The sequence below is a fragment of the Pseudomonas sp. GW821-FHT09E04 genome (assembly GCF_059416185.1).
Map to the genome: position 1 here is coordinate 702,761 of NZ_JBWKOR010000004.1, position 11,296 is coordinate 714,056.

At 59.9% G+C, this 11,296-nt stretch carries 11 protein-coding genes; 4 read left to right on the forward strand and 7 right to left on the reverse strand.

Annotation, left to right across the window (positions count from 1 at the left end; translation table 11 throughout):
- Nucleotides 1-94: 94 nt before the first annotated feature.
- Nucleotides 95-931 (forward strand): DNA damage-inducible protein D, encoded by an 837-nt coding sequence (dinD, locus tag AC07N4_RS18280; protein ID WP_493065569.1) that lies wholly within the window; start codon nucleotides 95-97, stop codon nucleotides 929-931.
- A 38-nt stretch (nucleotides 932-969) separates the two neighbouring features.
- Here the strand turns inward: dinD and AC07N4_RS18285 are convergent, their stop codons facing one another.
- Nucleotides 970-1,689, reverse strand: a complete 720-nt coding sequence (locus AC07N4_RS18285; protein ID WP_493065568.1) for a response regulator transcription factor — start codon at nucleotides 1,687-1,689, stop codon at nucleotides 970-972.
- A gap of 166 nt (nucleotides 1,690-1,855) precedes the next feature.
- Here AC07N4_RS18285 and AC07N4_RS18290 point away from each other — a divergent pair, with 166 nt between their 5' ends.
- The gene (locus AC07N4_RS18290; RefSeq protein WP_273539396.1) at nucleotides 1,856-3,397 is read left to right on the forward strand and encodes an ATP-binding protein; all 1,542 of its coding nucleotides are present in this window, start codon (nucleotides 1,856-1,858) and stop codon (nucleotides 3,395-3,397) included.
- A 158-nt stretch (nucleotides 3,398-3,555) separates the two neighbouring features.
- Here the strand turns inward: AC07N4_RS18290 and AC07N4_RS18295 are convergent, their stop codons facing one another.
- The 4 genes from AC07N4_RS18295 to glyQ all read right to left on the reverse strand — a co-directional run bounded on the left by AC07N4_RS18295 (nucleotide 3,556) and on the right by glyQ (nucleotide 7,966).
- Nucleotides 3,556-4,335, reverse strand: a complete 780-nt coding sequence (locus AC07N4_RS18295; protein WP_102621183.1) for a lysophospholipid acyltransferase family protein — start codon at nucleotides 4,333-4,335, stop codon at nucleotides 3,556-3,558.
- A gap of 82 nt (nucleotides 4,336-4,417) precedes the next feature.
- Nucleotides 4,418-4,957, reverse strand: coding sequence for a D-glycero-beta-D-manno-heptose 1,7-bisphosphate 7-phosphatase (gmhB, locus tag AC07N4_RS18300; protein ID WP_164872121.1), 540 nt, complete (start codon nucleotides 4,955-4,957; stop codon nucleotides 4,418-4,420).
- A 4-nt stretch (nucleotides 4,958-4,961) separates the two neighbouring features.
- Nucleotides 4,962-7,016, reverse strand: a complete 2,055-nt coding sequence (gene glyS, locus AC07N4_RS18305; RefSeq protein ID WP_096822388.1) for a glycine--tRNA ligase subunit beta — start codon at nucleotides 7,014-7,016, stop codon at nucleotides 4,962-4,964.
- Entirely contained in the window at nucleotides 7,013-7,966 is a 954-nt protein-coding gene (gene glyQ, locus AC07N4_RS18310; RefSeq protein ID WP_003187265.1) for a glycine--tRNA ligase subunit alpha, read from the reverse strand. The genes glyS and glyQ overlap by 4 nt, the downstream gene beginning before the upstream one ends.
- 81 nt (nucleotides 7,967-8,047) lie before the next feature.
- On the opposite strand from glyQ, the gene tag reads away from it, so the two are divergent.
- Nucleotides 8,048-8,605, forward strand: coding sequence for a DNA-3-methyladenine glycosylase I (gene tag / locus AC07N4_RS18315; RefSeq protein WP_007954111.1), 558 nt, complete (start codon nucleotides 8,048-8,050; stop codon nucleotides 8,603-8,605).
- 40 nt (nucleotides 8,606-8,645) lie between these two features.
- Complete coding sequence (locus tag AC07N4_RS18320; protein ID WP_085713088.1) at nucleotides 8,646-9,533, forward strand: lysophospholipid acyltransferase; 888 nt, start codon at nucleotides 8,646-8,648, stop codon at nucleotides 9,531-9,533.
- A 51-nt stretch (nucleotides 9,534-9,584) separates the two neighbouring features.
- On the opposite strand, the gene AC07N4_RS18325 is transcribed toward AC07N4_RS18320, so the two are convergent.
- Complete coding sequence (locus AC07N4_RS18325) at nucleotides 9,585-9,899, reverse strand: tetratricopeptide repeat protein (protein ID WP_493065567.1); 315 nt, start codon at nucleotides 9,897-9,899, stop codon at nucleotides 9,585-9,587.
- A gap of 20 nt (nucleotides 9,900-9,919) precedes the next feature.
- Nucleotides 9,920-11,296 carry a Trk system potassium transporter TrkA gene (gene trkA, locus AC07N4_RS18330; RefSeq protein WP_007954108.1) on the reverse strand — a complete coding sequence of 459 codons (1,377 nt, stop codon included), beginning with the start codon at nucleotides 11,294-11,296 and terminating at the stop codon, nucleotides 9,920-9,922.

Here is an 11,296-nt window from a genome sequence, read left to right on the forward strand (position 1 = left end):
TGTTAGCAGATAAGTCCCTGCTGGCTGTGCAAAAGCAAAACAGTAACTATTGGAGTTGCACTCAATACTTAACGGCCAGCTGGGAGATTTTGAGATGAATGAGCGGCACGAGTCATTTGAAGAGCTGAAAATGACTGATCAGCAAGGTGCGGAATATTGGTCCGCACGGCGCTTGGCCAAGCTGCTTGAGTACTCAGAATATCGGCATTTTCTACCGGTTTTGGCCCGGGCCAAAGAAGCTTGTCAAAACAGTGGTCAGGAAGTCGAAGACCATTTCGAGGATTCGCTCGGAATGGTTTCTATTGGTTCTGGTGCTCAAAGGGAGTTACAGGATGTAAAGCTTTCGCGCTATGCCTGCTATCTAGTGGTCCAGAACGGAGATCCCTCCAAGCCGGTAATTGCTGCAGGGCAAACGTACTTCGCCGTTCAAACTCGTCGCCAGGAATTAGCTAATGATGGTTCGTTCCAGCAGTTGCGTGAAGACCAGAAACGGATTTTGTTACGTAATGAGCTAAGAGAGCACAATAAACAGCTCGTGGAGGTCGCGCAGCAAGCAGGTGTCGAGTCGGGTCTGGATTTCGCCATCTTCCAGAATCACGGTTATAAAGGTCTTTATGGTGGACTCGATCAGAAAGCGATCCACCAGCGCAAAGGTTTGAAGAAAACCCAGAAAATTCTTGATCACATGGGATCTACGGAGCTCGCCGCCAATCTATTCCGAGCAACACAAGCTGAAGATAAATTGGTTCGTGACAACGTTCATGGAAAAGGAAATGCCAACCAAGTGCACTTTGAGGTTGGCAGGAAAGTCAGGGAAACCATTGTTGAGCTGGGGGGCACCATGCCTGAGGACCTACCAGTCCCGGAAAGCAGCATCAAACAAATTGAATCAGCAGCGAAGAGGCTTAGAGATCCATCTTCGGATGAATGATTTAAAAATGAGAAGGTAAGGATCCCGCGGCCCCCTACTTATGGGGAGACTGCCGCCACACTCTCCAACCGATACCCATACCCATAAATCGTCAGCAACTGCCAACCCCGATCCGCCGTCAGCCCGAGCTTGTTGCGCAGGCGATAGATGTGGGTATCCAGTGGTCGCGACGAGGCCATTTCTTCGTGGGGCCAGAATCTTTCGTATAGATAGTCCCGTGACAGAGGTCGGCCGAGGTTACTGAACAGGCAATGCGCGAGCCGATACTCGCGCTCGGTCATCATGATTGGTTTGCCTTCGCGGGTGACGGTCAGCTCGGCGTCGTCGAACACCAGATCATTGAAACGCAGAACATTGGCCACGCTCGGGCGTTGATGGCTGTGCCGGCGCAGTACGGCGGTGACTCGAGCCTTCAACTCGTTTGGACGAAAAGGCTTGCTGACGTAATCGTCAGCCCCGGCGTTCAGGGCCTGAACGATATCGCTCTCACCATCGCGACTGGTCAACATGATGGCCGCCGGTGGCGCCTCCATGTGCTCGCGGGTCCAGCGCAGCAGCGCCAGGCCGGTGAGGTCGGGCAGTTGCCAGTCGAGGATCAGCAGGTCGAAGGTTTCCCGGCGCAGTTGCCGCAGCAGGTCTTCTCCGCGCTCGAAACTGTGCAGCGACCAGGGCTGTTCGCCGGCCTCGGCCATTTGTTGTAGGGTCTGCTCGACCCGGCGCAGTTCGGCGGGTTCATCGTCCAGTATCGCAACGCGCATACGCGGGATTCCTTGTCGCTTGGGTAATGGGTGGTCGACACCGGCGGTTCGACCAAAGCAGTGAAAGTAAGCGGCACACCATGGGGCGAGCCGCTATGATTCTTCGGGTCTACGTCCTCAGACCTGTCGCCTATGAAACCATTCAACCCGCCCTGCCCTGTTTTCCATGATTAACCGACGCCGCCACGAAAGCCGTGTGCAAAGTCAGGTTCAACGCCTGTTTCGGCAACTGGTGCGCGAGTGGGTGTGGATAAGTCTAGTGCTGTTGCCGCTGACTGCATTGTTGTCGTGGCGTGCTCAGGTCAATCTGCATGATCCGGCGCCAGTCGCCGGCGCGATGGTGTCGGTCGCTCTGGTGGCTTGCGTGCTGGGGTTGCTGCTGTGGCGACCGCGTCTGGCGATCTGGGTGACGCTCGGCGGGATTGCCTGCGTGCTGCTGACCAGTGCCGGCCTGGCTGAAATGCGGCGTTGGTGGTCGCCGACGCCTGCGGCGCTGGGCATGCTGTTCGGCTATCTGATCTGGAACTGGCGGCGCCTGAGTGTGGTTCTCACCTATTTCGGCTGGGAGCTGTCGCGGCTGGACAGTGAACCGAAGGTGTTTCCCGAACGCCGCCGGGCGCCCTTTTCCAGCGCTGACCGTTTGCAGGGACAGATCATGGCCCTTGAACAAGCCATGAGCCGCACCCGCGATACTCGCCGCTTCATCGCCGATGGGTTGGAGTATCTGCCGGTCGCAACGCTGATCAGCGATCCTCGAGGACAGGTCTTGTTGGGCAATCGCAAGGCCCGGAGCCTGTTCGATCATAATCTGGTGGGCGAAGACGTCCTCGATCAGCTGGCAAGCCTGGGTTATCCGGAGTTGTCCACAGAGCCGCGCCCACCTCTGTCTGAGCTGCCCCTGCTGGAATTCCGCGATCACAAAGAGCGCAGCCTGCGCCTGGAACGCGCCGCATTGTTGCCGGTGGACGGCGACACGCCGATTGGCTGGTTGTTGAGCCTGACCGACCTGAGCGCCGAGCGCGCCGCCGAAGAACAGCGCGGCGTGCTGTTGCGCTTTCTGTCCCATGACTTGCGAGCGCCGCATTCAGCGATCCTCGCCCTGCTCGACGTCCACCGGCATCAGGCTGGAACGGATTCACCGCTGTTCGAGCAGATCGAACGCCAGGTGCGTCGAGCGCTGGAACTCACCGATGGATTCGTTTTACTGGCCCGGGCCGAATCCGAGGCCTATCAGTTCCAGCCGAGTCTGTTTGCGATGCTGGTGATGGACGTACTGGACCAGGCACTGCCCATCGCCCAGCAAAAGCGTATCGAACTGCTGAACGATATGGATGAGCAATCCCAGGAACGTCTGGTGCTGGCGGACCAGGGCCTGCTGACCCGGGCGTTGTTCAATCTGCTGGAAAACGCGATCAAGTACAGCCCGGCCGGGTCTACGGTCAGGTTGTGCGTTCGATGCCACGATGACTGGCTGCATTGCGAACTGACCGATCAGGGCAAAGGTATCGGGGCTGAAGACCTGCCCGATCTGTTCAGCCAGTACCGCCGTTTTTCTTCGGCTCAAGGCATCGATGGCGTGGGATTGGGGCTGTCGATGGTCAAGGCTGTGGTGGATCACCATGGTGGGCGGATCGAATGCATCAGCGTCATCGATCAGGGCACCACATTCCGCCTTGAGCTGCCGCTGATCGCTGAAGAGCAGGCATAAAAAAACCGGCTATATCAGCCGGTTTTCTTACTTCCGAAAAAAACTTATGCACCTTTTACGGTGATTTATCAGCTTCAGAAATATATAAGTAAATCAGTCACTTAATCTTTGATTTCGACGCTTTTCCAACAATCCGTACACAGGTTATCCACAAAATCTCAGACAACCACCTGATCGTTGGCAGCAGGTGCCTGCGGAGCCGGTGGCAGCGAGCCCATTTCCCGTTGCGCCTGCTCGTTCCACGCTTGCACACGGTCGTTCAAATCGGCGATGGCGCGTGGGCCAGTGCCTTCGGCGTACATCGGCTCACCGATAACCACAGTGATCACACCCGGTTTTTTACCCCAACCGATTTTCGGCCAGAACTTGCCGGCATTGTGCGCAATCGGCAGCACCGGAAGCGCCGCATTCACCGCCAATGCGCTGCCACTGCGGGAGAACTTGCCGATGGTGCCGTGGGGAACGCGAGTGCCTTCAGGGAAGATCAGCACCCAGACATTGTCCTTGAGCAGCTCGTCACCCTTTGCCGCGACCTGCTTGAGCGCAGCTTTCGGGTTGTCGCGATCAATCGCGATCGGCCGCAGCATGGCCATGGCCCAGCCGAAGAATGGCACGTACAGCAATTCGCGCTTGAGCACCTGGCTCAAGGGCGAGAAATAAGCGGAGAGAAAGAATGTCTCCCAGGTGCTCTGGTGGTTCGATTGAATCACGCAGGGCCGGTCAGGCACGTTTTCCGCACCTTTGACTTCGTAACGGATACCGAGGAACACCTTGGTCAACCACAAGGCGCAACGGCACCAGTACACGTTGATGAAACGATAACGCGCCTTGAACGGCAGAAAGGGCGCGATAAAAAAGCTCAGGCTGCACCACAGCAGGGACGTGGTGCCCAGCAGCAGGTAAAAGAGGAAGATTCTGATGGCCTGCAGTATCGACATGGCGACGTTTACCGTTACGGGCGATGCCCGACTGTTCAAGCGCACTCCCGATCAATCCCTGGTCAGGAACTTCAGAAGTACTCTAGTTGTGGATAAGTTCTGCGGCAATCGCCGCCAGATCGTCAAAAATCAGGGTGCCGACCGGCAAGGTCTTGGCCTGAGTCTTTTCGCCTTTCCCGGTCTTTACCAAAACGGGCTGTGAATCGACGGCTTTGGCAGCCTCCAGGTCACCAAGGCTGTCGCCGACGAACCAGACATTCGTCAGCGCCACGTTGTAGTGCTGCGCGATGGTTTTCAACATTCCCGGTTTCGGCTTGCGGCAATCGCAACCCTCGTCCGGCCCATGCGGGCAATACACGATCAGCCCGACTTCACCGCCCTGCTCCGCCACCAGTTCGCGCAGGCGCGCGTGCATGGCATCGAGAGTGGCGAGGTCGTAGTAGCCGCGAGCAATGCCCGACTGGTTGGTGGCGACCGCCACCGTCCAGCCGGCCTTGCTCAACTGCGCAATCGCTTCGATCGAGCCGGGCAGCGGAATCCACTCCTCCACCGACTTGATGTAAGCGTCGGAGTCGTAATTGATCACTCCGTCCCGATCGAGAATCAGCAGTTTCAACAGCAATCCCTCAACCCAGCAGCGAAATGTCGGCAACGCCCAGGAACAGGCCACGCAGACGCGCCAGCAGCGCGTAACGGTTGGCCCGCACGTTGGCGTCTTCGGCATTCACCATCACGGCGTCGAAGAACGCGTCGACCGGCTCGCGCAGGGCAGCCAGACGCGCCAGCGATTCGTTGTACTGGCGCGCCGCGGCCATTGGCTGTACAGCCTGGTCCGCTTGCTGGATCGCCGAGTACAGCGAGAACTCGTTGGCGTTGTCAAAGTACTTGGCCTGAACGTCGGTCGGCACGGAGCCTTCCACTTTGCTCAGCAGGTTCGACACACGCTTGTTCACCGCCGCCAGCGCCGCCGCTTCCGGCAGTTTGCGGAAGGCCTGAACCGCTTGCACACGCTGGTCGAAGTCCAGCGCCGAACCCGGCTTCAGGGCACGTACCGACAGGTAGGTGGCGACATCCACGCCTTCGTCTTCGTAACGTGCACGCAGACGGTCGAAGATGAATTCCAGCACCGCGTCGTTCAGGCCGGCAGCCTTGACCTTGGCACCGAACGCATTCACGGCGAACGCCACGGCGTCGTTCAGGTCCAGATCCAGTTGTTTCTCGATCAGGATCCGCAGCACACCCAGTGCCGCACGGCGCAGGGCATACGGGTCTTTGCTGCCGGTCGGCAGCATGCCGATGCCGAAGATGCCGACCAGGGTGTCGAGCTTGTCGGCGATGGCCACGGCCGCACCGGTCAGGGTGGCAGGCAGTTCAGCGCCGGCACCGCGTGGCATGTACTGCTCGTTCAGCGCCAGGGCGACGTCTTCCGGCTCGCCGTCATTGAGGGCGTAGTAGTAGCCGGCGACACCTTGCATCTCCGGGAACTCGCCGACCATTTCGGTGGCCAGGTCGCACTTGGACAGCAAACCTGCACGGGCAGCCCACGAAGCGTTGCCGCCGATGCGTGCGGCGATGTACGCGGCCAGTTTCGAAACGCGCTCGGCCTTGTCGTAGACGCTGCCGAGTTTTTCCTGGAACACCACGTTCTGCAGGCGATCGTTGAACGCTTCGAGCTTCTGCTTCTTGTCCTGCTTGAAGAAAAACTCGGCGTCGGTCAGACGTGGGCGAACCACTTTCTCGTTACCGGCGACGATCTGCTGCGGGTCTTTGGATTCAATGTTGGCCACGGTAATGAAACGTGGCAGCAACTTGCCGTCGGCATCCAGCAGGCAGAAGTACTTCTGGTTGTCCTGCATGGTGGTGATCAGCGCTTCCTGCGGCACGTCGAGGAAACGTTCCTCGAACGAGCACACCAGCGGCACCGGCCACTCGACCAGCGCGGTCACTTCGTCGAGCAGCGCCGGCGGCACGATCGCGGTGCCTTCCTGACGGGTCGCCAGCTCTTCGGTGCGCTTGCTGATGATCTCGCGACGCTCGTTGGCGTCGGCCAGCACGTAAGCGGCGCGCAGGTCGGCCAGGTAGCTCGACGGCGAACCGATGCGCACGTTTTCCGGGTGGTGGAAACGGTGGCCACGGGATTCACGGCCAGCCTTCTGCGCGAGGATCGTGCAGTCGATGACCTGGTCGCCGAGCAGCATCACCAGCCACTGGGTCGGACGCACGAACTCTTCCTTGCGTGCACCCCAACGCATGCGTTTCGGGATCGGCAGGTCGTTCAGCGAGTCTTCGACGATGGTCGGCAGCAGGCTGGCGGTCGGTTTGCCGGCGATGTTCTGGCTGTAGCGCAGTTTCGGACCGCTCTGGTCGATTTCGCTCAGCTCGACGCCGCACTTCTTGGCAAAACCCAGTGCTGCTTGAGTCGGGTTGCCTTCGGCATCGAACGCGGCCTGACGTGGCGGGCCGTCGAGGTTGATGCTGCGATCCGGCTGCTGGGTGGCCAGCGCGGTGATCAGCACAGCCAGACGACGCGGCGCGGCGTAGACAGTCTTGGTCTCGTAGCTCAGGCCGGCGGCTTGCAGGCCCTTGTCGATACCGGCCAGGAACGCTTCGGCCAGGGTGTTCAGGGCTTTGGGTGGCAGTTCTTCGGTGCCCAGTTCAACCAGAAAATCTTGAGCACTCATTGTGCAGCCTCCAGCTTGGCCAGTACTTCGTCACGCAGGTCGGGGGTTGCCATCGGGAAGCCCAGCTTGGCGCGAGCCAGCAGGTAGGCTTGGGCGACGGAACGCGCCAGGGTGCGTACGCGCAGAATGTATTGCTGACGCGCGGTCACCGAGATCGCCCGGCGTGCATCCAGCAGGTTGAAGGTGTGCGAGGCCTTCAGGACCATTTCATAGCTCGGCAACGGCAGCGGCTGGTCGAGTTCGATCAGGCGCTTGGCTTCGCTTTCATAGAAGTCGAACAGTTCGAACAGCTTGTCGACGTTGGCGTGTTCGAAGTTGTAGGTGGATTGCTCCACTTCGTTCTGGTGGAACACGTCGCCGTAGGTCACTTTGCCGAACGGACCGTCAGCCCAGACCAGGTCGTAGACCGAGTCCACGCCCTGCAGGTACATGGCCAGACGCTCGAGACCGTAAGTGATCTCGCCGGTCACCGGGTAGCACTCGATGCCGCCCGCCTGCTGGAAGTAAGTGAACTGGGTCACTTCCATGCCGTTCAGCCAGACTTCCCAGCCCAGACCCCAGGCGCCGAGGGTCGGCGATTCCCAGTTGTCTTCGACGAAGCGGATGTCGTGGACCAGCGGGTCCAGGCCGACATGCTTGAGGGAGCCCAGGTACAGTTCCTGGAAATTGTCCGGGTTCGGCTTCAGGACTACCTGGAACTGGTAGTAGTGCTGCAGACGGTTCGGGTTTTCGCCGTAACGGCCGTCAGTCGGACGGCGGCTTGGCTGTACGTAAGCGGCGTTCCAGGTTTCCGGGCCGATGGCACGCAGGAATGTCGCGGTGTGGAAAGTGCCGGCGCCTACTTCCATATCGTAGGGCTGAAGTACCACACAACCTTGCTCGGCCCAGTATTGCTGGAGCGCGAGGATCAAGTCTTGGAAGGTACGCACGGCTGGCGTAGGCTGGCTCACGAAATTCACCTGTTTCTTGGGCTGCGATTTAAAGAGCGGGAGTATACCCGATTCAGTCGCACCTCCACCCCCTGGAGCCTTATGCCACGCTGCTTTTGGTGCAACGAAGATCCGCTGTACATGGCTTACCACGATCAGGAGTGGGGCACGCCGCTACGCGATGCGCAGGGATTGTTCGAGTTGCTTTTGCTCGAAGGGTTCCAGGCCGGGCTTTCGTGGATCACCGTGCTGCGTAAACGCGAGCGGTATCGCGAGGTGTTGTTCGGCTTCGACGTACAGCGCGTGGCGCAGATGAGCGACGCAGAAATCGATGAATTGATGCTCGATCCGGGGATCATCCGCAACCGCCTCAAGCTCAATGCCGCCCGGCGCAATGCCCAGGCGTGGCTGGCGCTGGAGGATCCGGTGGCCTTCCTCTGGTCGTTTGTGGATAACCGGCCGGTGATCAATCATTTCAAGGATCGCAGCGAAGTCCCGGCGATCACCCCGCAAGCCGTGGCCATGAGCAAAGGCCTGAAAAAGGCCGGTTTCACCTTCGTCGGTCCGACCATTTGCTATGCGCTGATGCAGGCCTCCGGCATGGTCATGGATCACACTCAGGACTGCGACCGCTACGCGCAGCTCGTCAACGCCGGTTAGAATGGCCGCCTCGCGCACAGCACAAGATCAGGAGTGACCTGTGGAAAAGTTTAAAGGCGCCATGCTGGTTGGCGCTCTGCGGCTGTTTGCCCTGCTTCCATGGCGGGCCGTGCAGGCCGTGGGTTCGGCGATCGGCTGGATCATGTGGAAAACCCCCAACCGTTCCCGCGATGTGGTGCGGATCAACCTCGCCAAATGTTTTCCACAGATGGATCCGGCCGAACGTGAGCGTCTGGTCGGCCAGAGCCTGAAAGACATCGGCAAGTCCCTGACCGAAAGCGCCTGCGCCTGGATCTGGCCGGCCCAGCGTTCCATCGACCTGGTGCGCGAAGTAGAAGGCCTCGACATCCTCAAGGATGCGCTGGCGTCGGGCAAAGGCGTGGTCGGCATCACCAGCCACCTGGGCAACTGGGAAGTGCTCAACCACTTCTATTGCAGCCAGTGCAAACCGATCATTTTCTATCGTCCGCCGAAGCTCAAGGCTGTGGATGAATTGCTGCGCAAGCAGCGGGTGCAGTTGGGCAACCGCGTGGCGGCGTCGACCAAGGAAGGCATCCTCAGCGTCATCAAGGAAGTGCGCAAGGGCGGTCAGGTGGGGATTCCGGCGGACCCGGAGCCGGCCGAATCCGCCGGGATCTTCGTGCCGTTCTTCGCCACCCAGGCCCTGACCAGCAAGTTCGTGCCGAACATGCTCGCCGGTGGCAAGGCCGTCGGGGTGTTCCTGCATGCCCTGCGTCTGCCGGACGGTTCTGGCTACAAGGTGATTCTGGAAGCCGCGCCGGAAGCGATGTACAGCACCGACACCGAAACGTCCTGCGCAGCGATGAGTCAGGTGGTCGAGCGTTATGTGGCGGCTTATCCGAGCCAGTACATGTGGAGCATGAAACGCTTCAAGAAGCGTCCGCCGGGCGAGGCGCGTTGGTACTGATCGGCGATGTGCAATTGTGGATAACCTGACAAAACGGGTTATCCACAGCCGTTACGGCTTTTGCCGATCCAGCTTCTTCCGAAACACCGTCATTTCCTTCTCCGCCTGCTTGTCGCCATGGGCCCGGGCTGCTTCCAGCCCCTGCTCCCACGCTTGGCGTGCAGCCGCCAGATCACCCAGTGCCAGTTGTGCCTTGCCCAACAGTTTCCACGCGGCCGAGTACTTCGGATCGAAGCCGACGCAACGCTGGAAATGCTCGGCCGCCTTCGCGTTCTCTCCCAGATCCAGATAACCCTTGCCCAGGCCGAAACGCAGCAGCGAGTTATCCACACCCTTGGCGAGCATTTTTTCCAGGGATTCGATCATCGGTCTCGCCTCTTGGTCGGTCAGAAGAAGCTCAATCCCACGTGGAACAGCTTCTCCACGTCGCGAATGTGCTTTTTATCCACAAGGAACAGAATCACGTGGTCGCCTGCGGCAATCACTGTGTCGTCATGGGCGATGATCACTTCTTCATCGCGGATGATCGCGCCGATGGTGGTCCCCGGTGGCAGGGCGATGTTTTCGATGGCCTTGCCGATGACCTTGCTCGACTTCGAATCACCATGGGCCACCGCTTCGATGGCTTCCGCCGCACCCCGGCGCAAGGAGTGCACGCTGACGATATCGCCGCGCCGCACGTGGGCCAGCAAGGTGCCGATGGTCGCCAGTTGCGGGCTGATGGCGATGTCGATGTCACCGCCCTGGATCAAGTCGACGTAGGCCGGGTTGTTGATGATCGTCATCACCTTCTTCGCGCCCAGACGCTTGGCCAGCAGCGACGACATGATGTTGGCTTCGTCATCGTTGGTCAGGGCGAGGAAGATGTCCGCGTCGGCGATGTTCTCTTCCAGTAGCAGGTCGCGATCTGAAGCGCTGCCCTGCAACACCACGGTGCTGTCGAGGGTATCGGAGAGATAACGGCAGCGCGCCGGGTTCATCTCGATGATCTTCACCTGGTAACGGCTTTCGATGGCCTCGGCCAGCCGCTCACCGATCTGCCCGCCGCCGGCAATGACGATGCGCTTGTAGGTTTCGTCGAGGCGGCGCATTTCGCTCATCACGGCGCGAATGTTCTCACGGGCGGCGATGAAGAAGACTTCGTCGTCGGCCTCGATCACCGTGTCGCCCTGAGGAAGAATCGGTCGGTCGCGGCGGAAAATCGCCGCCACTCGCGTTTCCACATTCGGCATGTGCTCGCGCAACTGGCGCAGTTGCTGACCCACCAGCGGCCCGCCGTAGTAAGCGCGCACCGCGACCAGTTGCGCCTGGCCCTCGGCGAAGTCGATCACCTGCAAGGCGCCAGGGTGCTGGATCAGGCGCTTGATGTAGTTGGTGACCACTTGCTCGGGGCTGATCAGCACGTCGACCGGGATCGCCTCGTTCTGGAACAGTTGCTCTTCGCGGGTCAGGTACGAGGCTTCGCGTACCCGGGCGATCTTGGTCGGGGTGTGGAACAGGGTGTGGGCAACCTGACAGGCGACCATGTTGGTTTCGTCGCTGTTGGTCACCGCCACCAGCATGTCGGCGTCGTCGGCTCCGGCCTGACGCAGAATGTTCGGCAACGAGCCACGGCCCTGCACGGTGCGGATATCGAGACGGTCGCCGAGGTCGCGCAGACGGTCGCCATCGGTGTCGACCACGGTGATGTCGTTGGCTTCGCTGGCCAGATGTTCAGCCAGCGAACCGCCGACCTGCCCTGCACCGAGGATGATGATTTTCAA

Excerpts from the sequence above, each read along its gene's own strand:
- dinD (WP_493065569.1), top strand. The coding sequence starts at position 95 with ATGAATGAGCGGCACGAGTCATTTGAAGAGCTGAAAATGACTGATCAG.
- AC07N4_RS18285 (WP_493065568.1), bottom strand. The coding sequence starts at position 1,689 with ATGCGCGTTGCGATACTGGACGATGAACCCGCCGAACTGCGCCGGGTC.
- AC07N4_RS18295 (WP_102621183.1), bottom strand. The coding sequence starts at position 4,335 with ATGTCGATACTGCAGGCCATCAGAATCTTCCTCTTTTACCTGCTGCTG.
- tag (WP_007954111.1), top strand. The coding sequence starts at position 8,048 with ATGCCACGCTGCTTTTGGTGCAACGAAGATCCGCTGTACATGGCTTAC.
- AC07N4_RS18325 (WP_493065567.1), bottom strand. The coding sequence starts at position 9,899 with ATGATCGAATCCCTGGAAAAAATGCTCGCCAAGGGTGTGGATAACTCG.
- AC07N4_RS18290 (WP_273539396.1), top strand. The coding sequence starts at position 1,856 with ATGATTAACCGACGCCGCCACGAAAGCCGTGTGCAAAGTCAGGTTCAA.
- glyS (WP_096822388.1), bottom strand. The coding sequence starts at position 7,016 with ATGAGTGCTCAAGATTTTCTGGTTGAACTGGGCACCGAAGAACTGCCA.